This window comes from Corynebacterium kalidii, assembly GCF_022869005.1.
Classification (GTDB): domain Bacteria; phylum Actinomycetota; class Actinomycetes; order Mycobacteriales; family Mycobacteriaceae; genus Corynebacterium; species Corynebacterium kalidii.
Window position 1 is genome coordinate 405422 of record NZ_JALIEA010000011.1, and the last position, 22381, is coordinate 427802.

General features: G+C 69.7%; 28 protein-coding genes. 18 read left to right on the forward strand and 10 right to left on the reverse strand.

Annotation, left to right across the window (positions count from 1 at the left end):
* Positions 1 to 3: 3 nt before the first annotated feature.
* From MUN33_RS04985 to MUN33_RS05010, 6 genes are read left to right on the forward strand one after another with little or no spacing between them, the layout of a single operon-like run.
* Positions 4 to 1188, forward strand: coding sequence for an acyl-CoA dehydrogenase family protein (locus tag MUN33_RS04985; RefSeq protein ID WP_244803784.1), 1185 nt, complete (start codon positions 4 to 6; stop codon positions 1186 to 1188).
* Positions 1188 to 1706 (forward strand): MaoC family dehydratase, encoded by a 519-nt coding sequence (locus MUN33_RS04990; RefSeq protein WP_244803785.1) that lies wholly within the window; start codon positions 1188 to 1190, stop codon positions 1704 to 1706. The genes MUN33_RS04985 and MUN33_RS04990 overlap by 1 nt, the downstream gene beginning before the upstream one ends.
* Positions 1703 to 2602: an HpcH/HpaI aldolase/citrate lyase family protein gene (locus tag MUN33_RS04995; RefSeq protein ID WP_244803786.1), complete on the forward strand. Its 900-nt coding sequence runs from the start codon at positions 1703 to 1705 to the stop codon at positions 2600 to 2602. The genes MUN33_RS04990 and MUN33_RS04995 overlap by 4 nt, the downstream gene beginning before the upstream one ends.
* 6 nt (positions 2603 to 2608) lie before the next feature.
* The gene (locus MUN33_RS05000) at positions 2609 to 4324 is read left to right on the forward strand and encodes an AMP-binding protein (RefSeq protein ID WP_244803787.1); all 1716 of its coding nucleotides are present in this window, start codon (positions 2609 to 2611) and stop codon (positions 4322 to 4324) included.
* On the forward strand, positions 4321 to 5070 hold the full coding sequence (locus MUN33_RS05005; RefSeq protein WP_244803788.1) for a CoA transferase subunit A: 750 nt from the start codon (positions 4321 to 4323) through the stop codon (positions 5068 to 5070). The genes MUN33_RS05000 and MUN33_RS05005 overlap by 4 nt, the downstream gene beginning before the upstream one ends.
* Positions 5067 to 5699 (forward strand): 3-oxoacid CoA-transferase subunit B, encoded by a 633-nt coding sequence (locus MUN33_RS05010; RefSeq protein ID WP_244803789.1) that lies wholly within the window; start codon positions 5067 to 5069, stop codon positions 5697 to 5699. Before MUN33_RS05005 ends, MUN33_RS05010 begins: the two co-directional genes overlap by 4 nt.
* Here MUN33_RS05010 and MUN33_RS05015 read toward each other — a convergent pair whose 3' ends face one another.
* The 7 genes from MUN33_RS05015 to rpmB form a co-directional block, all read right to left on the reverse strand.
* A complete protein-coding gene (locus MUN33_RS05015) occupies positions 5700 to 6527 on the reverse strand; it encodes a TIGR03084 family metal-binding protein (RefSeq protein ID WP_244803790.1) in 828 nt (275 codons plus the stop codon).
* An 87-nt stretch (positions 6528 to 6614) separates the two neighbouring features.
* The gene (locus MUN33_RS05020; protein WP_244803791.1) at positions 6615 to 7577 is read right to left on the reverse strand and encodes an AEC family transporter; all 963 of its coding nucleotides are present in this window, start codon (positions 7575 to 7577) and stop codon (positions 6615 to 6617) included.
* A 57-nt stretch (positions 7578 to 7634) separates the two neighbouring features.
* Positions 7635 to 8303 carry an RDD family protein gene (locus tag MUN33_RS05025; protein ID WP_244803792.1) on the reverse strand — a complete coding sequence of 223 codons (669 nt, stop codon included), beginning with the start codon at positions 8301 to 8303 and terminating at the stop codon, positions 7635 to 7637.
* Between the two features lie 144 nt (positions 8304 to 8447).
* Positions 8448 to 8696 (reverse strand): 30S ribosomal protein S18, encoded by a 249-nt coding sequence (rpsR, locus tag MUN33_RS05030; protein WP_038546820.1) that lies wholly within the window; start codon positions 8694 to 8696, stop codon positions 8448 to 8450.
* A gap of 14 nt (positions 8697 to 8710) precedes the next feature.
* The gene (gene rpsN / locus MUN33_RS05035) at positions 8711 to 9016 is read right to left on the reverse strand and encodes a 30S ribosomal protein S14 (RefSeq protein WP_145943467.1); all 306 of its coding nucleotides are present in this window, start codon (positions 9014 to 9016) and stop codon (positions 8711 to 8713) included.
* 3 nt (positions 9017 to 9019) lie between these two features.
* Complete coding sequence (gene rpmG / locus MUN33_RS05040) at positions 9020 to 9184, reverse strand: 50S ribosomal protein L33 (protein WP_010187624.1); 165 nt, start codon at positions 9182 to 9184, stop codon at positions 9020 to 9022.
* Positions 9184 to 9420: a 50S ribosomal protein L28 gene (rpmB, locus tag MUN33_RS05045; RefSeq protein WP_244803793.1), complete on the reverse strand. Its 237-nt coding sequence runs from the start codon at positions 9418 to 9420 to the stop codon at positions 9184 to 9186. Before rpmB ends, rpmG begins: the two co-directional genes overlap by 1 nt.
* Before the next feature lie 449 nt (positions 9421 to 9869).
* On the opposite strand from rpmB, the gene MUN33_RS05050 reads away from it, so the two are divergent.
* The 6 genes from MUN33_RS05050 to MUN33_RS05075 all read left to right on the forward strand — a co-directional run bounded on the left by MUN33_RS05050 (position 9870) and on the right by MUN33_RS05075 (position 13734).
* Entirely contained in the window at positions 9870 to 10145 is a 276-nt protein-coding gene (locus tag MUN33_RS05050) for a type B 50S ribosomal protein L31 (RefSeq protein WP_038546832.1), read from the forward strand.
* A 5-nt stretch (positions 10146 to 10150) separates the two neighbouring features.
* On the forward strand, positions 10151 to 10318 hold the full coding sequence (rpmF, locus tag MUN33_RS05055; RefSeq protein WP_244803794.1) for a 50S ribosomal protein L32: 168 nt from the start codon (positions 10151 to 10153) through the stop codon (positions 10316 to 10318).
* Positions 10319 to 10532: 214 nt separating this feature from the next.
* Complete coding sequence (locus MUN33_RS05060) at positions 10533 to 11228, forward strand: response regulator transcription factor (protein WP_244803795.1); 696 nt, start codon at positions 10533 to 10535, stop codon at positions 11226 to 11228.
* 197 nt (positions 11229 to 11425) lie between these two features.
* On the forward strand, positions 11426 to 12757 hold the full coding sequence (locus MUN33_RS05065; RefSeq protein ID WP_244803796.1) for a trypsin-like peptidase domain-containing protein: 1332 nt from the start codon (positions 11426 to 11428) through the stop codon (positions 12755 to 12757).
* 66 nt (positions 12758 to 12823) lie between these two features.
* The gene (locus MUN33_RS05070; RefSeq protein WP_244803797.1) at positions 12824 to 13552 is read left to right on the forward strand and encodes a MogA/MoaB family molybdenum cofactor biosynthesis protein; all 729 of its coding nucleotides are present in this window, start codon (positions 12824 to 12826) and stop codon (positions 13550 to 13552) included.
* A complete protein-coding gene (locus MUN33_RS05075) occupies positions 13549 to 13734 on the forward strand; it encodes a hypothetical protein (protein ID WP_244803798.1) in 186 nt (61 codons plus the stop codon). The genes MUN33_RS05070 and MUN33_RS05075 overlap by 4 nt, the downstream gene beginning before the upstream one ends.
* Before the next feature lie 26 nt (positions 13735 to 13760).
* Here the strand turns inward: MUN33_RS05075 and mscL are convergent, their stop codons facing one another.
* A complete protein-coding gene (gene mscL, locus MUN33_RS05080) occupies positions 13761 to 14234 on the reverse strand; it encodes a large conductance mechanosensitive channel protein MscL (protein WP_244803799.1) in 474 nt (157 codons plus the stop codon).
* 44 nt (positions 14235 to 14278) lie between these two features.
* A complete protein-coding gene (locus tag MUN33_RS05085; protein ID WP_244803800.1) occupies positions 14279 to 14980 on the reverse strand; it encodes a 5-formyltetrahydrofolate cyclo-ligase in 702 nt (233 codons plus the stop codon).
* Positions 14981 to 15106: 126 nt separating this feature from the next.
* Between MUN33_RS05085 and MUN33_RS05090 the strand changes: the two genes are divergently transcribed.
* The 6 genes from MUN33_RS05090 to MUN33_RS05115 all read left to right on the forward strand — a co-directional run bounded on the left by MUN33_RS05090 (position 15107) and on the right by MUN33_RS05115 (position 20720).
* On the forward strand, positions 15107 to 16063 hold the full coding sequence (locus tag MUN33_RS05090; RefSeq protein ID WP_244803801.1) for a UTP--glucose-1-phosphate uridylyltransferase: 957 nt from the start codon (positions 15107 to 15109) through the stop codon (positions 16061 to 16063).
* Positions 16064 to 16229: 166 nt separating this feature from the next.
* Entirely contained in the window at positions 16230 to 17480 is a 1251-nt protein-coding gene (gene glp, locus MUN33_RS05095; protein WP_244803802.1) for a molybdotransferase-like divisome protein Glp, read from the forward strand.
* Positions 17481 to 17493: 13 nt separating this feature from the next.
* Complete coding sequence (locus MUN33_RS05100; RefSeq protein WP_255806512.1) at positions 17494 to 18093, forward strand: GNAT family N-acetyltransferase; 600 nt, start codon at positions 17494 to 17496, stop codon at positions 18091 to 18093.
* A 137-nt stretch (positions 18094 to 18230) separates the two neighbouring features.
* Positions 18231 to 19409, forward strand: a complete 1179-nt coding sequence (gene sepX, locus MUN33_RS05105) for a divisome protein SepX/GlpR (RefSeq protein WP_244803804.1) — start codon at positions 18231 to 18233, stop codon at positions 19407 to 19409.
* Positions 19410 to 19449: 40 nt separating this feature from the next.
* On the forward strand, positions 19450 to 19860 hold the full coding sequence (locus MUN33_RS05110; RefSeq protein WP_244803805.1) for a DoxX family protein: 411 nt from the start codon (positions 19450 to 19452) through the stop codon (positions 19858 to 19860).
* Entirely contained in the window at positions 19857 to 20720 is an 864-nt protein-coding gene (locus MUN33_RS05115) for a zf-HC2 domain-containing protein (protein ID WP_244803806.1), read from the forward strand. Before MUN33_RS05110 ends, MUN33_RS05115 begins: the two co-directional genes overlap by 4 nt.
* A gap of 3 nt (positions 20721 to 20723) precedes the next feature.
* Here the strand turns inward: MUN33_RS05115 and MUN33_RS05120 are convergent, their stop codons facing one another.
* Positions 20724 to 22325 (reverse strand): dolichyl-phosphate-mannose--protein mannosyltransferase, encoded by a 1602-nt coding sequence (locus MUN33_RS05120; protein WP_439647834.1) that lies wholly within the window; start codon positions 22323 to 22325, stop codon positions 20724 to 20726.
* Positions 22326 to 22381 lie beyond the last annotated feature (56 nt).

A 22381-nucleotide genomic window follows, 5' to 3' on the forward strand; every position in this document is an offset into this window, starting at 1 on the left:
ACCATGAGCACCCACACCACCGGTTCCCCGGCGAACGACGGACTGTCCCCCGAGCTGGTCGAACTGCGTCGCAGCGTCGAGGAGTTCGCCAACGAGGTCGTCGACCCGAAGGCGGCGGAGAACTACCGTAACCACACCTTCGACTACGACATCGTCGCCGGGATGGGCGACCTCGGGCTGTTCGGCCTGCCGTTCTCCGAGGAGTACGGCGGCATGGGCGGCGACTACCTCGCCCTCGGCGTCGCGCTGGAGGAGCTGGCCCGGGTGGACCAGTCCGTGGCCATCACCCTCGAGGCCGGCTGTTCGCTCGGCGCCATGCCGATCTACCGTTTCGGTTCCGGGGAGCAGAAGCAGCGGTGGCTGCCGGACCTGCTCACCGGCCGGGCGATCGCCGGATTCGGCCTCACCGAACCGGAGGCCGGCTCGGACGCCGGAGGCACCAAGACGACCGCCTCCCTCGAGGACGGGCACTGGGTGCTCAACGGCTCCAAGCAGTTCATCACCAACTCCGGTACGGACATCACCTCGGTCGTGACCACGACCGCGGTGACCGGTCACCGGGAGGACGGGCGCAAGGAGATCTCGGCGATCATCGTGCCCACCGACACCCCGGGGTTCACCGCCGAACCCGCCTACGACAAGGTCGGGTGGAACAGCTCCGACACCCACCCGCTGAGCTACGACGACGTCCGGGTGCCCGAGGAGAACCTGCTGGGCACCCGGGGCCGCGGGTTCGCCCAGTTCCTCTCCATCCTCGCCGAGGGGCGGGTGGCCCTGGCCGCACTGTCCACCGGTGTGGCCCAGGGGTGTGTGGACGAGGCCGTGGCCTACGCCCGCCAGCGGACGTCCTTCGGCCGTCCGATCTCCGAGTACCAGGCGGTGTCCTTCAAGATCGCGCGGATGGAGGCGCGTGCCTGGTCGGCGCGGCAGGCCTGGCGTGCGGCCGCGGCGAAGATGCTCTCCGGCGCGGACTTCGGCCGGGAGGCGTCGATCGCCAAGATGGTCGCCTCGGAGGCGGCGATGGACAACGCCCGCGACGCCACCCAGGTCTTCGGCGGCGCCGGCTACATGAACGAGACCCGGGTGGCACGCCACTACCGCGACTCCAAGATCCTGGAGATCGGGGAGGGCACCACCGAGGTCCAGCTGATGCTCATCGCCCGGTCGCTGGGACTGGAGGACCGCTGATGGACGACCGGAAACCGGCCCAGAAACCGGTCCAGACCGTCGAGCAGCGGGGCCTCTACCTCGAGGAGTTCACCGAGGGGACGACCTACCTGCACCGTCCCGGCCGCACCGTGACCGAGGCCGACAACACCCTGTTCACCACGCAGACCATGAACACCCAGCCGCTGCACCTCGACGCCGCCTGGGCGGCCACCCAGGACGGCTTCCGGGGTGAACGCCTGGTCAACTCGATGTTCACCCTGTCCACGGTGGTGGGGCTGTCGGTCAGCCAGCTGACCCTCGGCACCATCGTGGCCAACCTCGGCTTCTCCGAGGTGACCTTCCCCGCGCCGATGTTCCACGGCGACACCCTGTACGCCGAGACGACCTGCCTGTCGACCCGGCGTTCGGCGTCGCGCCCGAACCAGGGGATCGTGGAGCTGCGGCACACCGGACGCAACCAGCACGGCGAGGTGGTGTGCACCGCGGTGCGCTCCACACTGGTGGCGTGCCGGCCGACGGACGGGGGCGCGTCATGACCGGGCCCGCACCGTGGACGCCGGCGGGACCGGCGCTGCTCTTCGCCCCGGCGGACCGGCCGGAGCGTTTCACCACCGCCGCACAACGCTCCGACGTGGTCATCCTCGACCTGGAGGACGGCTGCCGCGACGGGAACCGTCCGCAGGCCCGGGAGAACGTCCGCGCCGCCGGACGCGACGGCACCGCCGACCCCACCCGGACCGTCGTGCGGGTGAACGCACCGGGGACCGGTGACTTCGCCGAGGACGTCCGGACGGTCGCCGACAGCCCCTTCACCACGGTGATGGTGCCGAAGGTCGAGGGCCCCGGGGCGGTGGACGCCCTCGCCGCGGTCGTGCCGCAGGCGGCGACCTGGCGGGTCATCGCCCTGGTGGAGACCCCCCGTGGCGTCCTGTCCCTGCCGCAGATCGCCGGGCACCCGCAGGTCGACGCACTGTGCTGGGGTGCCGAGGACCTCACCGCGGCGCTGGGCGGGACCTCGTCGCGCTACGGGGCGGACGAACACCACACCGCCGGGGGCGGGCCCTCCGGCCACGCCGGCGGATACCGCGAGGTACCCCGGTTCGTCCGATCGTCGGTGCTGCTGCACGCCGCGGCCGCCGGCGTCCTCGCCGTCGACTCCATCCACGCCGACACCACCGACACCGCCGGCGCCGCCGCTGAGGCGGTTGACGCCGCCGCCAGCGGGTTCGCCGCCACGCTCGCCATCCACCCCGCCCTGGTCCCGGCCATCCGGGAGGCCTACCGCCCCAGCCCGGAGCAGGTGGCGTGGGCCCGCCGCGTCGCCGAGGGGGCGGCGGCCGACTCCGGCGCCTTCGCCCTCGACGGCCGCATGATCGACGCCCCACTGCGTCACCAGGCCGAATCCATCCTCCGCCGCACCCCCAGGAGCTGACCCACCATGACCACACCCGTACACCGCACCGTCACCCTGTCCGACCCCGACACCCTCGACCCGGCCCTGTCCCACCTGGTGGGCCCCACCGACACCGCCCTGCTGGACGAGACGATCGGCCGGAACCTGGCGAGGACCGTCGCCGCCTTCCCCGACAACGACGCCCTCATCGACTTCTACGGCGACATCCACCTCAGCTACCAGGAGTTCCACCGCAAGGTCCTGCGACTGGCCTCGGGCCTGCACGCCGCCGGCTACCGCCGCGGCGACCGGATCGGGGTGTGGTCGCCCAACCGGTGGGAATGGACCGTCCTGCAGTTCGCCACCGCCGAGATCGGTGCGATCCTCGTGTGCATCAACCCCACCTACCGCACCCGTGAACTGACCTACGCGGTGAACCAGGCGGGGGTCAAGGCACTGTTCTCCGCCGGACGGTTCAAGGACTCCAACTACCGGGCCATGGTCGGCACCGTGGAGCACACCTTCGACCGCCCCTACCAGGAGACCGTCTTCTTCGGCTCGGAGCGGTGGGAGGAACTGGCCGCCCACCCGATCGTCGACCTGGACCCCGTGCGCGAGACCCTCGACCCCCACGACCCGATCAACATCCAGTACACCTCGGGCACCACCGGCATGGCCAAGGGCGCCACGCTGACCCACCACAACATCCTCAACAACGGCTACCTGCTGGGCGAGCGGCTGAACTACAGCAGCGCCGACCGGGTGGTCATCCCGGTGCCCTTCTTCCACTGCTTCGGCATGGTGATCGGCGTCCTCGGCGCGGTCACCCGCGGGGCGGCGATGATCATCCCGGGGCCGGTGTTCTCCCCGGAGAGCACCCTGGAGGCCGTCCACCACGGACAGGCCACCAGCCTGCTCGGCGTGCCGACGATGTTCATGGCCGAGCTCCAGCTGCTCGAGCAGTGGCGGGACCAGGGCAAGAACCCTGACCTGTCCCGCCTGCGCACCGGGGTCATGGCCGGAACGTCCTGCCCCACCAAGACCATGCGCGAGGTCATCGACATCATGGGCGTCACCGAGGTCGGCATCGCCTACGGCATGACCGAGACCTCCCCGGTCAACCACCAGACACTCCCGGACGACCCGGTGGTCAAACGCGTCGAGACCGTGGGACGGGTCGGACCGCACCTCGAGGTCAGGGTCGTCGACCTCGACGGCCGCACCGTGCCCCGGGACGTCCAGGGCGAGCTGCTGGTCCGCGGCTACGCGGTGATGCAGGGCTACTGGGACATGCCGGACAAGACCGCCGAGGCCGTCGACGCCGACGGCTGGATGCACTCCGGCGACCTGGGGGTCATGGACGCCCACGGCTACGTGTGCGTGACCGGACGCATCAAGGACATGGTCATCCGCGGCGGGGAGAACATCTACCCGCGGGAGGTCGAGGAGTTCCTCTACGAACACCCCGGCATCGCCGACGTCCAGGTGATCGGCGTGCCGGACGACCGCTACGGCGAGGAACTCATGGCGTGGGTCATCATGCACGATGGGGCGGACCCGCTCACCGCCGCGGACGTCGCCGCGTTCTGCGACGGCCACCTCGCCCGGTTCAAGGTGCCGAAGTACGTCCACGTCACCGACGCCTTCCCGATGACGCTGTCGGGCAAGGTCCGCAAGGTCGAGATGCGCGAGAAGGCCATCGGCATCCTCGGCCTCTACGACCGTAACGACAGTAGCGACAGTAAAGAGGCCCGCGCATGACCGCCCTGATGACCGCGGACGAGGCGGTCGCCGACATCCCGGACGGCGCGACCCTCACCGTCGGCGGATTCGGGCTCTGCGGCATCCCCCAGGTCACCCTCGCCGCCCTGTCCCGCCGGGACGTCGGCAACTTCGAGGTGGTGTCCAACAACGCCGGACTCGACGGCGTCGGACTCGGTCTGTTGCTGGACTCCGGCCAGATCCGCCGGATGGTCGCCAGCTACGTCGGCGACAACCGGGAGTTCGCCCGCCAGTACCTGGAGGGCGAGCTCGAGGTCGAACTCACCCCACAGGGGACCCTCGCCGAACGGATGCGGGCCGGAGGCTGCGGCATCGAGGGCTTCTACACCCCGACCGGGGTCGGCACCGTCGTCGCCGACGGCGGCATGCCGTGGAAGTACGGGCCGGACGGGGAGGTGCTCACCGTCTCCCCGCCGAAGGAGACCCGGGTCGTCAACGGCCGGGAGTGCGTCCTGGAGACCGCCATCACCGCCGACGTCGCCATCGTGCGCGCCGCGGTGGCCGACACCGCCGGCAACCTGCGGTTCAACCTCACCGCCCGCAACCTCAACCCGCTCGCGGCGATGGCCGGCCGGATCTGCATCGCCGAGGTGGAGGAGGTCGTGGAGAAAGGCGCGCTGGCCCCCGACGACATCCACCTGCCGGGGATATACGTCCACCGGATCGTGGAACTCACCGCCGCACAGGCCGCCGACAAACCCGTGGAGAAGGAGAGGCTGCGATGAGCTGGAGCAGACAGGAGATGGCGGCCCGCGCCGCCCGTGACCTGCAGGACGGCCAGTATGTGAACCTGGGGATCGGACTGCCCACCCTGATCCCGGACCATGTGCCCGACGACGTCCACGTCGTGCTGCAGAGCGAGAACGGCCTGCTCGGCATCGGACCGTCCCCGACCCGGGAGCAGCTGGACCCCGACCTGATCAACGCCGGGAAGGAGACGGTCACGGCCCTGCCCGGATCGGCGACCTTCGACTCGGCCACCAGCTTCGGGATGATCCGGGGCGGGCGGATCGACCTGGCGATCCTCGGCGGGATGCAGGTCAACGACCGCGGTGACCTGGCCAACTGGATGGTCCCCGGGGCGATGGTCAAGGGGATGGGCGGGGCGATGGACCTGGTGGTCGGCGCGCGCCGGGTCGAGGTTCTCATGGAGCACCGCACCCGCGGCGGCGATCCGAAGATCGTGGAGGACATCAGCCTGCCGCTGACCGGGGTCGGGGTGGTCGACCGGATCATCACCGACCTGTGCATCCTGGACCGGGACGCCGACGGGCTGGTCCTCGTGGAGCTCGCCCCCGGGGTGACGGCCGAGGAGGTCCGTGCGGCGACCGCCGCGCCGGTCCGCGGTCTGTGATCACCTGCCGCGCATGACGGCCTTCGGTGGTCCGGCGAACGCCTGGGCGATCCCCGCCCACCGCCGGGCCTCGTCGCCGACGAACTCCAGGTCGAGGGCCCCGACCTCCCGGCGCTGGGTGACCAGGAGGCAGAAGTCCAGGGCCGGACCGCGCACGGTCCCCACGGCATCGTCGTCGGGTCCCCAGGTCCACCGGAGGCCGTCGGGGGAGTGCAGGTCCACCCGGAACTGTCCGGTGGGCGGGGTCAGACTGTTGTTCCGGTAGGCGAAGTCCCTGGTGACCACCCCCAGGTGGCAGATGTCCCTCAGCCCGGGGGACGTCGGACGCCGCACACCGAGGGTGTCGGCGACATCCTGCCCGTGGGCCCAGGTCTCCATCAGCCGCGCGGTCGCCATCGACCGCAGACCCATGGGTGGCCCGAACCAGAGGAACGTCCCGGGCGTCCCGGCCGCGGCGGCACGCAGGTCGCGGTCGAGCCGCGCCCGGGAGGTGCACCACCGCTCCAGCAGTTCCGCCGGTGGCGCGGCCGCCCCGTCGGCGGCGGTGGTGTCCACGTGCCCGGACGGGTCGGCGTCGAACCGTCGCCGGTAGTCGGTGAAGGGGCCGTCCCCGGTCTCCGGGGGTGTGGCAAGGGAGGCCGAGGCGGCCTCGTCGGTCCAGGCGAGGTGGGCGATCTGGTGGGCCACGGTCCACCCGGCGGCCGGGGTGGGGGAGGCCCACGCCTCCTCGTCCAGGCCCCGGACGAGGCGCTCGAGGACGTCGCCTTCGGCGGTCAGGGCGTCCAGGGTGGCCGTGGTGGGGTCGGGCGACGGGGCGTGGTGCGGCATGGGGCCTCCGGAGGGTCAGGGTGGTGTGGAACGCATTGTCACACACCGTGGCGCCCAGGGTCAGCCGAATGCGGTGGACCGTCCCGGTTACCCGAGGAGGACGGTGATCACCGCTATGGACGGGATGGACAGCATGGTGCTGACCACCGCGGAGTCGCGTGCCAGGACGGTGTTGACCCCGAAACGTTGGGCGTAGGTGAACACGTTCTGGGCGGTCGGCAGCGCGGCGACGACGACCACCGCCAGCAGCACGGCGCCGGAGGCGTCGAACAGGAGGCGGGCGGTGGCGTAGGCGAGCAACGGGTGTCCGACCGTCTTCATCAGCGAGGCCAGCCACACACTGCGTCGGGGGCTGGTGTCGCGGTCGAGGACGGTCACGTCGGCCATGGAGAGGCCGAACGCCACCAGGGCGGCGGGGACGGCGCCCGCGGCCAGCAGGGAGAGGGGTTCGGTGGCCAGGTCCGGCAGTTCCCGGCCGGTGCGCGAGTGCACCAGGGACAGGACGATCCCGGTCACGGCGGCGAGGATGAGGGGGTTGCGGACGATCCCGAGGAAGAGTTCACGGACCAGGGGGCCCAGCGTCCGCCCGGTGCCGTGGGGTGTGCGTCGGGAGGTGACGTCGAGCAGCAGCACGGTGACCGGCCCGTACAGGGCAACCTGGAAGATGATCACCGGCAGGGACGCGGTGGGGTCGTCGAGGACGTGGGTGGTGACCGGGATGCCGAGGTTCGACCCGTTGCAGTAGGAGCAGGCCAGCATCGTGACCAGGCTGTCGGACACGCGACGGCGGGCGAGGTAGCGGTAGCCCAGGAAGCCGACGGCGCCGGCGAGCAGGGTGCTCACGACGACCATGGCGAGGTTCTCGCCGAAGACGGTGGCGAGGTCGGCGTCGCGCAGGAAGTTGATGAGCAGGGCCGGCGTGGCGAGGTAGAACACGAACATGTTCAGCGGGTAGACGGCGTTCGGGCCGAGGAGCCCGCGTCGGCCCACCGCGTATCCCAGCGCGATGATGACGACCACCACCGCGAACCCACTCAGAACGTTAAGCATGTGCTCTATTAGACCAGGGCGGGCACCGTCGCCCCGGAGGTGGGGAGGTGTCCGCGGTCAGCGTCCGTAGACGACGTAGGCCTTCGCCCAGGAGTCGCAGATGTGCTGGCGGTGCGGGTCGCGGGCGATGAGCACACCGAGGGCGGCGTAGATCGCCAGGCTGGCGAAGTTCCCGACCAGCGGGACCCAGCCCAGGACGATGCTCGCCAGGTACCAGGAGTTGCGGATGAAGGAGTCCTTCGCCGAGATCCTCCCGCCGTCGGCGTCGACGACCTTGACGCCGACCGCCATCTTGCCCACGGTCCGGCCCATGGTGACCTCCATGAGCACGCGGTAGGCGAACCACAGGACGACCGACAGGAGGCTGACGAGGTAGAGGTTGCCCATCTCCAGCTCCGGTTCAGCGCCGAACTGGCCGGCGTCGACCCACGCGTTGTAGTCGTCGAGCCAGTTCAGGACCCCCGGCAGGAGGAAGACCGCCATGATGGCGGCCATCACGATGAAGAAGAGCAGCCCGTCGATGAGGAACGCGCCGAGGCGACGGCCGGCACCCGGGTACGACTGCGCGGGGCCCGGGCCGACGTAGCCGGCCGGCTGCTGGCCGTACCCGAAGTTCGGGTCGTAGCCGGAGGCACCGCCCCCGACGTAGTCGCCGTAGGAGGGCAGGCCGCCGTTGTTCTCGGGCACGTCCCTGGAGGGGTTGTTCTGGTCGAACGGGTTCGTCATGGCGCCTTTCACGGGGATTGGGGGACGTCTCAGGCTAGCATCCGGTCCCCGGGTACGACTGAACCCCGCCGCCGGGGGACCGGTGACGGGGTTCAGAAGGTCTTAGTTAAACGCGCGCTGCTGCAACGTGGAGTTCGTGCAGGATCAGCGGCTGTGGAACGGCAGGAGAGCCATTTCACGTGCGTTCTTGATCGCGGTGGCGACCTCACGCTGCTGACGCGGGGTCAGACCGGTGACGCGACGGCCACGGATCTTGCCGCGGTCCGAGATGAACTTACGCAGCAGTGCGTAGTCCTTGTAGTCGACGGTCTCGATGCCCTCGGCCTTGAGCGGGTTCTTCTTCGGGCGGCGGGACTGCTCGAGCCGCGCCTTCTTGTGGTTGGTGCGCTTCATGCGTGTGCTCCCTTTTACCAGCTGGACTTGCGAACGCCGGGCAGCTCACCGCGGTGAGCCATCTCGCGGACGCGGACACGGGACAGACCGAACTTGCGGAGGTAGCCGCGGGGGCGGCCATCGGCGGCGTCGCGGTTACGGATGCGGACGGGGGCAGCGTCGCGCGGCTGACGGTTCAGCTCGAACTGTGCCTCGGCACGCTCGTCGTCGGTGGAGTTCGGGTTCTTGATGATCGCCTTGAGCTCGGCACGGCGCTCAGCGAAACGGGCGACGATTTCCTTACGCTGCTCGTTCTTCGCGATCTTGGACTTCTTGGCCATAGATTAACGCTCCTCGCGGAACTCGACGTGCTTCCGGACGATCGGGTCAAACTTCTTCAGGGTGATCCGGTCCGGGTTGTTCCGCTTGTTCTTGCGGGTCACGTAGGTGTAACCGGTGCCCGCGGTGGACTTCAGCTTGATGATGGGGCGGATATCGTTACGTGCCACTAGATCTTCTCCCCACGTGCGCGGATCTTGGCGACGACGGACTCAATGCCGTCTCGGTCGATGGTCTTCAGGCCCTTGGTGGAGACGTTCAGCGTGATGGAACGACCCTCGGAGGGCAGGTAGAACGAACGACGCTGGATGTTCGGGTTCCAGCGACGGTTCGTGCGGCGGTGCGAGTGCGAGACGGTTTTGCCGAAGCTCGGCTTCCGACCCGTGACCTGGCAATGTGCCGACATGGGTATCTTTCTCCTTCCGCCCGCGTAGCCGGTCCCTCGTGCCGCGCAGGCAGTGGGAGACACCACTGCGAAAACCCGCATCTAGACGGGATGCGGGGCCGGGGCACTGTCTGGGGCCGATCGCGCGTGCGATGACGTTTACTAAGACAACAGCGTTGCACGACACTACCTCATGTCGTGCCCTCCACCTAATCCCCGTGTGCGGGTAGAGTGGTCCCGGTATCGGTGACTGTCCCTGACGGGGCTGCCTCGCCCGGATTTCCCCGTGGGGGCGCCAGGGGATAGACTGGTCGATCGTGTTGCGACCTGATCGTCCGCGTGCCGCGCGGACGGGCCGGGAGCGCCCGCACTCCAAACCCGACCCAGGCACGACTCGCCGTCCCGGTCGCCGACAGCGGTGGACAGGACGAGGGGGACCGACCTGGCGCACAACTCCTGAGGGATTGAGAATGAAGAACGATATTCACCCCGACTACCACCCGGTGGTCTTCAAGGACGCCAGCACTGGCCACCAGTTCCTGACGCGTTCCACCGCAACCTCCGACCGCTCCGTGGAGTGGGAGGACGGTAACGAGTACCCGTTGATCGTCGTCGACGTCACCAGCGAGTCCCACCCCTTCTGGACGGGTGCACAGCGTGTCATGGACACCGCCGGCCGCGTCGAGAAGTTCCAGCGTCGTTACGGCAACCGTGTTCGCCGTACCAAGAAGAACGAGGAGGGCTAAGAACAATGGCTGTTCCGAAGCGCCGTCTTTCCCGCGCCAACACCCACCACCGTCGTTCCAACTGGAAGTCCGACAACGTGGCGCTGCAGAGCGTCAAGGTTGACGGTCGCGAGGTCCAGATCCCTCGTCGTCTGGTCAAGGCCGCGAAGCTGGGCCTGGTCGACCTCGACTAGTGCCGTACCGCTGAGGTGACCCCCGTCGACATTCGTCGACGGGGGTTTTCTCTGTGTGGGGAGAGGCGGCGGAGAGTCGGCGGAGCCGGGGGTTCCGCCGTTTTTTACAGCCAGATTACGGCCGTGTTCGGGTCTGGTGCAGGTTTCCTGTCAGTTATCTGTGGGATGCGTTTTGGGGTGTCGTAGCGCCTCTACGCTGGTGCAGAATGGCCGAATGAAGATTCTTGTTGTCGACGATGATCAGACGGTAAGGGACTCTCTCCGGCGCTCTCTCACGTTCAACGGCTACGAGGTGGCCGCGGCGGGAGACGGCGACGACGCCCTCCGCCTCGTTCGTCAGGAGGCGCCGGACCTGGTGATCCTCGATGTCGAGCTTCCCGGGGTCGACGGGCTCACCGTGTGCCGTGACCTCCGGAGTGCCGGAAATGACGTCCTCATCCTCATGCTGTCGGACAGTGCCGACGTCGCGGACCGCGTCGCCGGCCTGGACGCCGGTGCGGACGACTTCATGTCGAAGCCGTACGCCCTCGAGGAGGTGCTCGCGCGCGTGCGCTCCCTGCACCGGCGGTCCGTGCGCACGGCGGTGGCGCAGAACGTCGAGGTGAAGCCCCTCGCCTTCGAGGACCTGTCGCTGAACCCGGAGACCCGTGAGGTCAGCCGTGGCGAGCGCCGGATCAGCCTCACCCGCACCGAGTTCGCTCTGCTGCAGCTGCTGATGAAGAACCAGCGCAAAGTGCTCAGTAGGACGAAGATCCTCGAGGAGGTGTGGGGGTACGACTTCCCGACCTCCGGCAACGCCCTGGAGGTCTACATCGGCTACCTCCGCCGTAAGACGGAGGAGGGCGGCGAGTCCCGGGTGATCCACACCGTGCGCGGTGTGGGCTACGTCCTGCGCGACGACGCTCCCTGACGGGAGGCCGCAACGTCCTTCCTGGAAGGTTGCTGAGTGCGAACTCCGCGCTTGCCGAGTACAGTGCTCCACTATTCGGAGGACACTGTCAGGTTGTGCGGACGGACCGCCAACCCTGGTCGACCACGATGGAGTGTGTCGGAGACAGTTGAGCGAGTTTGAGTGAGCCGGTGATCGCACCGGCGAAGGAGAGTCAGATGTCCGGGGAAGACCGTAACGGCAGTGACGACGGATGGGGCCGGAGCCCGGGGACGGGCGACGGGCAGGGCCCCGGGCCCGCCGGGTTCACCGATCCGGCCGCACAGCAACGCCACTGGGAGAGCCTCTCCAGTCAGTATCCCAGCAATGACGGCTCCGTGCCGCCCCCGGTGTCCGGCCCTGAACTGCCCCCGCAGGCCGCCGGTGCGGCGAGCAGGGAACCGCAACGTCGGTTCTCGACCCCTGCGGTGGCGGCGCTCGTCCTCGCGGTCGGTGTGGCGGCCTCCGCGGTGACCGCCGGTGTCATCAACCAGACCGGCGACGACTCCACCCCGGTCACCTCCCTCAACCAGTCCAGCAGCAGCGACCGGGGGAACACCCCGGTCTCTGCCCCGGATCCGGGGACGGTGGAGTCGGTCGCACAGAACGTCCTCCCCAGTGTGGTGTCCATCCAGGTCGCCACCCGCGAGGGCGGGGCCGAGGGGTCGGGGTCGATCATCAGCCAGGACGGTCTGATCCTCACCAACAACCACGTCGTCGCCGGCGCTGAGGGCGGGAACGCGCAGATGAGCGTGACCACCAACGACGGGCGTCAGCTCGAGGCAGAGGTCGTGGCGACCGACCCCCAGACCGACCTCGCCGTGGTCAAGGCGTCTGGCGCCGACGACCTGCAGCCCATCGCGATCGGTGACTCCGACGGCCTCCGGGTCGGTGAGACGGTGATCGCCGTCGGTTCCCCGCTGGGCCTGTCGTCGACGGTGACCACCGGTATCGTCTCGGCGATGAACCGCCCGGTGCAGGCCGGCGGTGAAGGTGGTGGCGAGGCGTCCCTGATCGACGCGATCCAGACCGACGCCGCGATCAACCCGGGCAACTCCGGCGGGGCACTGGTGAACCTCCGCGGCGAACTCGTCGGGATCCCGTCGGTGATCGCCACCCTGGGCGGGCAGATGGGCGGGGAGTCCGGCTCCATCGGGCTCGGCTTCGCGATCCCGTCGAACCAGGCGGAGGACACCGCACAGCAGCTCATCGACAACGGGCGGGCGACCCACCCGGTCATCGGTGCACGGGTCAACACCGGCGCCGAGTCGCGGGTCCGCGGTGCGGAGATCGTCAGTGTGTCCGACGGGGGACCGGCGGCGGACGCCGGCATCCGGGACGGGGACGTGGTGACCAAGGTCGGCGACCGGATCGTCGACAGCGGCGTCAGTCTCATCGCCGCGATCCGCTCGCACAACGTCGGCGACGAGGTCACGTTGACCGTGACCGACGGCAACGGCGGCAACGAGCGCGAGGTCGGGGTGACGCTCTCGGAGTCCGACGCAGGCTGACCCGCACCGGCACCGTGATGCCACCCCTGACCTATACAGCAGACGTGTCCGCCGGTTACCGTTGACGTGACCCTGCACACCGCGACGGGCGCCGAAGTCCCCGAGGAGTTCACCACCATGTCCCACGATCCCAACGTCGACACCGACCCGACCGCCGGCGACATCCAGGATCCGTCCGGTCTGATCACCGTGCCGGGAATCGATGACTTCGCCCGGGTCGAGAAGGAGTCCATCGAGCGGCTCGACGCCGAGATCACCGAACCCGGTGACGACGTGTTCCGCTCCCTGGACATCCAGGAGAACGGCCGCGAGGACGGCAACCCCAGGCACTCGCTGCTGCACGCCCTGGTCGTCATCGTCACCGACCACCCCGACGCCGCCGACCAGTCCGGGGAACTCGTCGCGGAACTGCTGGCGGAGGAGGACTACATGGTGGACGCGGTGTTGACCGTGGACACCCGGAAGTCCTCCGTACGCCAGGCACTGGAGACCGCCGTGGTCGGCGGCGCCGACCTGGTGATCACCGTCGGCGGGACCGGGGTGAGCCCCCGTGACAAGACCCCCGAGGCCACCAAGGCGGTCCTGGACAAGCGCATCCAGGGCCTCTCCCAGGCACTGCGTGCGTCCGCGCTGGCCTGTAACGCCGTGGACGGCGGACTGTCCCGGGGTGTGGCCGGGGTGTCCGGTTCGACCGTCGTGGTGAACCTGGCGGCCTCGCGCGCGGCGATCCGCGACGGGATGGCCACCCTGTTCCCCCTGGTCCGACACGTGATCGCGGACATCAGCAGGGCATGAGGCCCCGCCGGAAGACAGGGGTGGTGGGCAAGGCCCACGCCCCGGACCGGGACCTGGAGCTGCCCACGGAGCTGCCCAGGGAGCGCCCCGGGGAACCCCGGCAGGACGGGGACGGCACGACCACGCAGCACGCCGGCTTCGGGGAGGACTTCTGGGAGGGGCAGCGCCCGCCCCACTGGTGACACAGGGGACGGGCGCGGGGGAGGATTCAGTTGGCGGAGTGGCGTCCACCGGTGTCGGTGGAGTCGTCGATCTCCCCGGCGAGGCCGTTGTTGGCGGAGCTGACGCCGCTCTGGGTGGCGATCAGGTCACGGATCTCGATGAGCAGGTCGACCTCCGAGGCGACGGTCTCCTCGGGGTCGATGCCCTTCCGGCGGGCGTGGAGCTCGTTGAGCTTGTTCATCGGGGCGACCAGCAGGAAGTAGACCACTGCGGCGATGATGAGGAAGTTGATCACCGCGGTGATGATCGCACCCAGGTCGATCTGGGTGCTCTCCATCCCGTCACGGATCTGGAACTTCAGCCCGTCGACCTCGGTGCCGCCGAAGCTGTTGATCAGCGGCTGGATCAGCGAGTCCGAGATGGCGGTGACGATGGCGGTGAAGGCGGAGCCGATGATGACGGCGATCGCCAGTTCCATCACGTTTCCGCGGGTGATGAAGTCTTTGAAACCCTTGAGCATGGTGCACTCCTTGTGCTGGTGTAGATCAGAGAGGGGATGTCCGGCTACCGGGTACTCCGGCGGCCGGGGGAAGTCGGGAAGACGCCCGCCTCGGTGACGACGTCCCGGACACGGACGTCGAGACGGGTCCTGGGTACGTCGACCCCGAACTCGTCGTGGTCCACGAGCGCTACCAGTCTGCCAGGTTCGTCACGCCCGGACAGCACGGCGGCGGTCCGGTCGTAGTAGCCGCCACCTTGGCCGAGCCGGGTACCGTCCCGGTCGACGGCGAGAGCGGGGACGACCAGGGTGGTGACTTTCCCGGACAGTTCCACGCACGATATCGGCGACCGGGGCCCGGGCGTTTCCGGTATCTCCGTGGGCTCGGGAATCCCGAAGGCCCCCGGCCGGAGGGAGCCCGACCCCCGGTAGGGAAGCCAGGTCAACGGTTGCGACGGCCCCGGGACCACCGGGAGCCACACCTCGAACCCGGCCTGCCTGAGAGCCTCCGGCAGACCCGGCCCCCCGGGCTCGCCGGGCAGACCGACGAAGGCGGCGACCGCGCCCGGGCCCCCGTAACCGTCCCCGCCGTCGGTCAGCAGGGTGAGCAGATGGTCGATGATGGCGGCGTCACGACGGGCGCGTTCGTCCTGCGTGACGGCACGCCGGGCGGCGCGGAGCCGTCGGCGCACCGCCTGCTTCGCCTCCTGCACCGCGTCCGGCGTATCCCCGGTCGCGTCGTGAGCCGTGTTCTGTCCCTGGTCCATACCAGCCGATCATAGAGGTGTACGGGGGTGCCGGTGGTGACGTCACGCCGCCCCGGTTGTCCGTTTTCCGGGTGTCGGTGTGTTCCCGTCGGGTCAGACGGGGGTGGTCCCTGTAGGATCCTCCGTATGGCAACTACCAACTCATCCGTTCCCTCCGGCTCTCCGGGCGGCGTCACCGACGGCGTCTCCACCGGCGGGATCCGAACCGTCGTGGTTCCTGCCGCCGGCCTGGGCACCCGTTTCCTGCCGGCCACCAAGACCGTGCCCAAGGAGCTCCTGCCCGTTGTGGATACGCCCGGGATCGAGCTCATCGCCAAAGAGGCCTCCGAGGCCGGTGCCTCCCGGCTCGCCGTGGTCACCTCGCCCCGTAAGCAGGGCATCATGGCGTTCTTCGACCGTGACGAGCTTTTGGAGGACACGCTCGAGGCCCGTGGCAAGACCGAGCAGCTCAACAAGGTTCGTGCGGTCAACGAGATGATCACCGCCGTGTCGGTCAACCAGGACCGCCCGCTGGGCCTGGGGCACGCCATCGGATGCGCCGAGGACTCCCTCGACGACGACGAGGACGCCTTCGCCGTCCTGCTGCCCGACGACCTCGTCCTGCCGTTCGGCGTGATGAACGAGATGATCAGGGTCCGCCAGCGTTACGGCGGCACCGTCCTGTGCGGTTTCGAGGTCCCGGAGGACGAGGTCTCGAACTACGGCGTCTTCGAGATCACCGACGTCGAGGGCGCTGACAACGCCGACAGCCAGGTGCGCCGGGTGACGGGCATGGTCGAGAAGCCGGACGTCGCCGACGCCCCGTCGAACATCGTGGCCACCGGTCGTTACCTGCTGGACCGGTCCATCTTCGACGCGTTGCGGAAGACCACCCCGGGCAAGGGCGGGGAGATCCAGGTCACCGACGCCATCGCCAGGCTCATCGACGAGGGCCACCCGGTGCACGTCTACGTCCACCGCGGCAACCGTCACGACCTGGGCAACCCGGGCGGCTTCATCCGCGCGTGCGTGGACTTCGCCCTGGACGACCCGTCCTACGGGCCCTCGCTGGAGCGGTGGCTGGCCCACCGCCTGGAGAAGTGACCCGGAGAAGTTACCCGGAGAAGTGACACGGTAACCGACGGCAGGGAGGCGGTGCCCGACATCGGACCCGCCTTCGGCGGTTTCGGGGTTCCGAGACGGTAGAGTCTGCACCCGTACCACCTGCACGTCACCCTGACCTATCCCGAGAACCCGTGAGGACGGCTACGTGAGAACTGTTGAGGAGCAGCTGGCCACGGTCAGCGCCGCGGCAGTAACACCGGAACCGGTGCGCACCGCGATTTCAGAGGCCCTGGGTCTGCGCTGTGCCGAGCAGGTCGAGGCGGAGGCGTCGGTCCCCGGGTTCGACCAGGCCGCCGTGGACGGCTACGCGGTGCGCTCTGTCGACGTCCGCCACGCCGGCAGCGTCGACCCGGGTGTGCCCTCGGCGAAGCTCCCCGTCGTCGGTGACGTGGGTGTGGGATCGCACCGGCCGGTGCGGCTGCAGCCGCGGCAGGCCGTGCGGGTGCAGGCCGGGGCGCCGATCCCCACCCTCGCCGACGCCGTCGTCCCCCTGGACTGGGCCGAGGACGACGGACGGCGCACCGAGGCGCTGCGTCCGGTCGCCGCCGGGCAGTTCATCCACCGCGCAGGATCCGACGTGCAGCCCGGTGACGTCGTCGTCGAACAGGGGTCGGTGATCGGCGCCGCCCAGGTGGGCCTGCTCGCCGCGGTGGGCCGGTCGAAGGTGCTGGTGTACCCGCGCCCGCGGATGGCGGTGCTGTCCTTCGGCCCCGAACTCGTCGACATCGACCGTGACCCGGGCCTGGGCCAGGTCCACGACGTCAACTCCTACTCCCTCGCCGCCGCCGGGCGCGAGGCGGGGGCGGACGTCAACCGGCTCGGGATCGTCGGTGGTGAGGACCGCCGCCTGCGCGACATCATCGAGGGCCAGCTCATCCGCTCCGAGATCCTGGTGATCGCCGGTGGGGTGGGCGGCTCGTCGAGTGACCGGCTCCGGGAGATCCTGGCCGAACTCGGGGACCTGGACGTGTCCCGGGTGGCGATGCACCCCGGCTCGGTGCAGGGGTTCGGGATCCTCGGCGCCGACCGGGTGCCGACCTTCCTGCTGCCCTCGAACCCGAGTGCGGCGCTGGTGGCCTTCGAGGTCCTGGTGCGCCCGCTGGTCCAGATCCTGCGTGGCCAGCGTCAGTCGATGCGTCGTATGGTCAAGGCACGGACGATCGCCGGACTGGAGTCGGCGCCGCACCGTCGCGGGTTCATCCGGGCGCAGCTGATGCGGGACCGGGAGACCAGTGAGTTCCTCGTCGACCCGCTCGGCGCGGTCGCCGGCGGCGAGCCCACGCACCTGCTCGGCAGCCACGGGCAGGCCAACGGCCTGATCGTGGTGCCCGGCGACCGGACCCGCGTCGAGCCCGGCGAGGTCGTCGACGTGATGTTCCTGACGAACCGGGTGTGAGTCCCCGGTGCTCCTGACGAACCGGCACCCCGGGTGGCCGGCGAAGACCCCCGTGGCGGACACCGACGCCGGACGGGTGCGGCTGCGTCCGTTGGCCCGGCGGGACGGCCGCCGCTGGGCGGAGTACCGCAACGCCGACGAACACCTGCTGCGTCCGGTGGAGCCCACGGTTCCCGGCGAGTGGTGGGAGGCGCACACCCGGGCGATGTGGCGCCGCAACTACGCCGGCCTGATGTCCCTGGCCACGCAGGGCGTGTTGCTGCCGTTCGCCATCGAGGTGGACGGGGAGTTCGCGGGTCAGCTGACCCTGGGCAACGTGCAGCACGGTGTGGTCTGCAGCTGCTGGATCGGCTACTGGGTGTACTCGGGTTTCAGTGGCAGGGGAGTGGGGCGGACCGCCGTGACCCTCGGGGTGGACCATGCCATGACGCAGGTGGGTATGCACCGGGTGGAGGCCACGGTGCTGGAGTCGAATGTGGCGTCCCGCCGGATCCTGGAGCGTATCGGCTTCCGTGAGGAGGGGTTGCTGCAGCGCAACCTGCACATCAACGGTCAGTGGCGGGACCATCTCCTCGTCGGCCTGACCGCCGAGGAACGTCCGCCGAGGCAGTGATCCTCCGTCGATCCTCCGTCGATCCTCCATCCGGCGCGGCGCGCCTGCGGCGCCGTTGCCGCACCGGCACGTATCGTCGGGGACATTGTTCTATCGTGATGCGTCCTGATTGTCGTCGGTGAAAGGAAAGGCCGCTAGTGTCCGGCTCCCTCAGCTCTCTGATCCTGATCGCGGTCGTCTGGCTTCTTCTCCTCGCGCCGTTGTTCCTCCGTAAGCAGTCACCGGTCCGGCGCACGTCGAAGGCGTTGTCGGAGACCCGCGTGCTGCATGAGGGCGGCGCGGAGATCTCCCGCCCGCGGAAACGTCCGCTGCCTGCGGATTCGTTGTACCACGCGGATGTCGACGACGACATCGAGCTGGTCGAGGCAGAGCCCGAGCAGGTGATCATCGACGACACCGCGCGGGACGTGCCGGGGATCATCGACGGTGAGGTCGTGGGCTACCGTCCCCTCGACGAGGAGGACACCGGCGAGTTCGCCCCGGTGGATCCGCTCGTGGACGCCGACCCTGCCGTGGAGACCGGCGAGGACGCGGCGTTCGACGACGTCGAGGAATCCGACGACACCGACGACGCCAAGGACACCGACACGGAGGACGACACCGACGCCGAGGCTGTCCAGGACGCGCCGGAACGACCGGTGGATGCGGTCCGTGAGGACGACCGGCGGTTCACCGACATCCCGGTGGCCTACCTCCGTGGCGGTGACATCGACGTCAGCGTGGGGACCGACGAGCCGTGGGACGACTCCGCCCCGGTGGACGAGGAGGTCGCCGGCGCCGACTTCTCCGTCGACGAGTACGGCGACGGTGAGCTGACCGAGGAGGAACTCGACTACGCCGCCGCCCGCCGTGGCCGTGGTTTCTATGACCCTGAGACGTCCCAGCGGCTGGCGGAACGCCGCCAGCAGCGCCGTAAGCGGGTGCTGTCGGTGCTGGCGTTGCTGTGCGTGGTCTCCGTCGTCGCCGCGGTGCTCCTGGGCGGTGCCGTCTGGTCCGGGGTGGTGGTGACTGTCGCCCTGTCCGCGGTGTACCTGTACTACCTGCGGCGGCAGGTGGTCGAGGAGACGAAGCTGCGTCGTCGGCGTATCGCCCGGATGCGGCGTGCCCGCCTCGGTGTGCGCAACACCGACGACCGGGAGCTCGGTGTGCCCGACCGTCTGCTCCGGCCCGGTGCCGTGATGCTGGAGAGTGATGACGCGGACCCGGAGTTCGCGGACCTGGATTACGCCGACCACGTCGGTTACACCGACCACGCCGATTACGGTGACTACGGTGACCACGACGACTACACCGGTACGCACATCCGGGCGGTGTAGTGCCGCGTCGTGTGGCGACCGGGGATAAGATGACCTCATCATGAACAATCCTGCTTTCCGCGACGCCGCCCTGCTGATCCTGCGCGTCGCTCTCGGCGTCGTCTTCATCGCCCACGGGTGGGACAAGGTGTTCCACGTGGGGGCGGACGAGACAGCCGCCCAGTGGGCCTCGATGCACATCCCGCAGCCGACGCTGTCGGTCTGGGTCGTCTCCGTGATCGAGATGCTCGGCGGCGCGCTCCTGGTGCTTGGGTTCCTGACACCGGCCGCCGCGGGTGTGCTGGCCCTCGACATGGTCGCGGCGTTCTACTTCGTGCACATGGGCAACGGGCTCTTCGTGGCGGAGGGCGGCGGCGAGCTGGTCGTCGTCCTGTTCGCCGCGTGTCTCGTGCTCGTGGTGTTCGGTGCCGGGCGGGCGAGCCTCGACAAAGCACTCTCCCGGTTCGGGTGATCGCGGTGGAGGATGCTCCGCACCGTGACATCCATGCGGTGGTCCGCGCCGCCTTGTCGGCGCGGCTCGACGGCGAGAACGTGCCGTCGGACGTCGACGACGACCTGATTGACACCCACCTGTCCGCCTGCGTGGACTGCCGCGAGTGGTTCGCCGCGGCGAGTGACCTGAACCGCCGGTTGCGGATGTCGGTCGCCCCCGACGGCGGTGCGGGCGGGGACGCCCGGGCGCTGGCGGAGTCGATGGTGCGGCTGGCCGACGAGACCCCGCGCCTGTCCCACCGTCTGCGCAACCGGTCGCTGCCGTTGGTGCTCAGCCGGGTGGCCCTGGTGGCGGTGGCCGTGTGTTACGTCGTCTGGGCCCTGCTGCTGCTCACCGGGGCCACCGGTGGTGGCGCCGGGGCCGTCGACGGGACGGGGCCCGGTGGGGCGGTGGCCAACGCCGACGACCCGGACGTGGCGTCCCTGGCGGTCGACGCCGCGGCGGTGCGGATGGCGCTGGCGGCCGGTCTGCTGTGGGGGGCGGTGCGGCCCCGTTCGGCACCGGGGTTGTTCCCGGTGTTCCTGGCGTTGTGGGGCTTCGGCGCCGGCTTCGCGACCCGCGACATCGTCCTGGGGGTGCTCGGCGGGGCGATGGACTACACACTCATCGCCGGGCTCCTGCTGCACCTGGCGGCCTGCGCGGCGCTGGTGGGGGTGTGGTTGTCCCGGAACCACGCCGTGGCACCGGTGCGGCAGTCCCTGCGGGGGCTGTCGGCGCGGCCGGTGCGGTACAGCCCGGAGGACGTGGAGGCCAACTCGTCGTGGCGGCGCGGGGACGGGCCTGGGTACGGACCTGGGAACGGACCCTGGAGACGGTGACGGTCAGGTCCAGCCGGGCAGCCACATCCGCAGCTGCCACTGGTCGTCGGTGAGCGGCATCCCGGTGAAGACGGGCAGGAAGAACAGGAACATCCACACCACCAGCACCAGGTAGGCGACCGCGACGAGCATCCCGGTCTTCGTCAGGACGAGGTGCCGGGCCTCGGCGACGACGGGGCGCAGGGGGCGTGCGGGCGGTGGCGGCCCGTCGGGACGGACCGCCCACCCGGAGACCTGGCCCAGGACGAGAGCCAGCCCGAGGATGAGGAACGGCGCGAGGTTGGTGGCGTAGAAGAGGTACATCTGCCGGTCGACGTTGAGCAGCCAGGGGAGGAACCCGGCGGCGTAACCGACGAGGGGGACCAGCCACCGCATGTCGCGTCGTCCGATGATGCGCCACAGACCCCACAGCAGCACCGGGACACCCAGCCACCAGATCGCCGGGGTACCGATCAGCAGCACCACCTCCCGGCGGCCGCTGTCGTCGCTGGCGGAGTGGTAGAGCAGGGCGCGGGTGGAGGCCAGCCAGTCCCACGGCTTGGACTCCCACGGGTGGTGGTGGCCGTTGGAGTTGGTCAGTTCGCCGTGGAAGCCGAGCACCGAGACGTGGTAGTAGAGGAAGCTGAGCCAGGTGTCGGGCAGGAAGTCCAGCCCCCACGAGCTGATCCGGTCACTGCCGGCGGACGCCTCGTGACGGAACACCCCGGTCTCCGAGGCGAACCAGGACCGCCACGACAGCAGGTACACGCCCACCGGGACCAGGACCACCGAGGCGAACGCCGGGACGCAGTCGCGGAGCAGTGTCCCGGTGAACGGGCGGGCGACGCCGTGTCGGCGTCGGCGCCACCAGTCGACGGCGACGACGGCGACCCCGAAGAACGCCATGTAGTAGAGGCCCGACCACTTCACGGCGACGGCCCCACCGAGGGCGGCACCGGCGGCGAAACGCCACCAGCGGTACCCCACGCGAGGCCCGAGGGCGGAGTCGGTGACGCGCCCCTCGTCGGCGATCCGACGGAACAGCCGCTCCATCTGTTCGTGGTCGCGCAGCAGCAGGTAGACCGCCAGGACCACGAAGAACGCCTGGAAGTGGTCGAGCATCGCCGAGCGTCCGGTGACGAACAGGATCCCGTCGCACAGTGCCAGGATCCCGGCGGTCAGCCCGACCCAGTCGGAACCGCTGAGCCGGCGGGCGGTCGCCGCGATGAGCAGGACGACCCCCACGGCCAGCAGGGCCACGACGATGCGCCAGCCCCACGGGGTGTTCCCGAAGACCGCCATGCCGAGGGCCTCGAGGTGTTTGGCCAGCGGTGGGTGCACGACCAGCCCGTAGCCGGGGTTGTCCTCGATCCCGCCGACGAGGAGTCCGCCGCCGCCGTCGGTGCCGCGCAGGACCTGCCAGGACTGGGGGACGTAGTGTTTCTCGTCGAAGACGGGGGTGCCCGCGTCGGTGGGGTGCGGGAGCCAGAGCAGTCGGCTGACCAGCCCCAGGAGACCCAGTGCGGCGAGGATGGACAGCCAGCGGCGCGGCTGGGCCCGCCTGTGTGCGGGGTGGGGCGCTGTGTCTGCCGTGGCTGGAGTCTCCGTCACAGTGGCACATCCTATACCCGCGTGGTGGTGGCGAGGGGTCCCGAGGTCCCTGGCGGGTAAGCTCTGGTGAC

Bases quoted from the DNA above. Each gene is read 5' to 3' on its own strand.
- MUN33_RS05005 (WP_244803788.1), top strand. From the start codon at position 4,321: ATGACCGCCCTGATGACCGCGGACGAGGCGGTCGCCGACATCCCGGAC.
- MUN33_RS05050 (WP_038546832.1), top strand. From the start codon at position 9,870: ATGAAGAACGATATTCACCCCGACTACCACCCGGTGGTCTTCAAGGAC.
- MUN33_RS05085 (WP_244803800.1), bottom strand. From the start codon at position 14,980: ATGGACCAGGGACAGAACACGGCTCACGACGCGACCGGGGATACGCCG.
- rpsN (WP_145943467.1), bottom strand. From the start codon at position 9,016: ATGGCCAAGAAGTCCAAGATCGCGAAGAACGAGCAGCGTAAGGAAATC.
- MUN33_RS04990 (WP_244803785.1), top strand. From the start codon at position 1,188: ATGGACGACCGGAAACCGGCCCAGAAACCGGTCCAGACCGTCGAGCAG.
- MUN33_RS05010 (WP_244803789.1), top strand. From the start codon at position 5,067: ATGAGCTGGAGCAGACAGGAGATGGCGGCCCGCGCCGCCCGTGACCTG.
- rpmF (WP_244803794.1), top strand. From the start codon at position 10,151: ATGGCTGTTCCGAAGCGCCGTCTTTCCCGCGCCAACACCCACCACCGT.
- MUN33_RS05090 (WP_244803801.1), top strand. From the start codon at position 15,107: ATGGCAACTACCAACTCATCCGTTCCCTCCGGCTCTCCGGGCGGCGTC.
- rpsR (WP_038546820.1), bottom strand. From the start codon at position 8,696: ATGAAGCGCACCAACCACAAGAAGGCGCGGCTCGAGCAGTCCCGCCGC.
- MUN33_RS05065 (WP_244803796.1), top strand. From the start codon at position 11,426: ATGTCCGGGGAAGACCGTAACGGCAGTGACGACGGATGGGGCCGGAGC.
- MUN33_RS05015 (WP_244803790.1), bottom strand. From the start codon at position 6,527: ATGCCGCACCACGCCCCGTCGCCCGACCCCACCACGGCCACCCTGGAC.
- rpmB (WP_244803793.1), bottom strand. From the start codon at position 9,420: ATGTCGGCACATTGCCAGGTCACGGGTCGGAAGCCGAGCTTCGGCAAA.
- MUN33_RS05000 (WP_244803787.1), top strand. From the start codon at position 2,609: ATGACCACACCCGTACACCGCACCGTCACCCTGTCCGACCCCGACACC.
- mscL (WP_244803799.1), bottom strand. From the start codon at position 14,234: ATGCTCAAGGGTTTCAAAGACTTCATCACCCGCGGAAACGTGATGGAA.
- MUN33_RS05110 (WP_244803805.1), top strand. From the start codon at position 19,450: ATGAACAATCCTGCTTTCCGCGACGCCGCCCTGCTGATCCTGCGCGTC.
- MUN33_RS05025 (WP_244803792.1), bottom strand. From the start codon at position 8,303: ATGACGAACCCGTTCGACCAGAACAACCCCTCCAGGGACGTGCCCGAG.
- MUN33_RS05020 (WP_244803791.1), bottom strand. From the start codon at position 7,577: ATGCTTAACGTTCTGAGTGGGTTCGCGGTGGTGGTCGTCATCATCGCG.
- MUN33_RS04995 (WP_244803786.1), top strand. From the start codon at position 1,703: ATGACCGGGCCCGCACCGTGGACGCCGGCGGGACCGGCGCTGCTCTTC.
- MUN33_RS05075 (WP_244803798.1), top strand. From the start codon at position 13,549: ATGAGGCCCCGCCGGAAGACAGGGGTGGTGGGCAAGGCCCACGCCCCG.
- MUN33_RS05060 (WP_244803795.1), top strand. From the start codon at position 10,533: ATGAAGATTCTTGTTGTCGACGATGATCAGACGGTAAGGGACTCTCTC.
- MUN33_RS04985 (WP_244803784.1), top strand. From the start codon at position 4: ATGAGCACCCACACCACCGGTTCCCCGGCGAACGACGGACTGTCCCCC.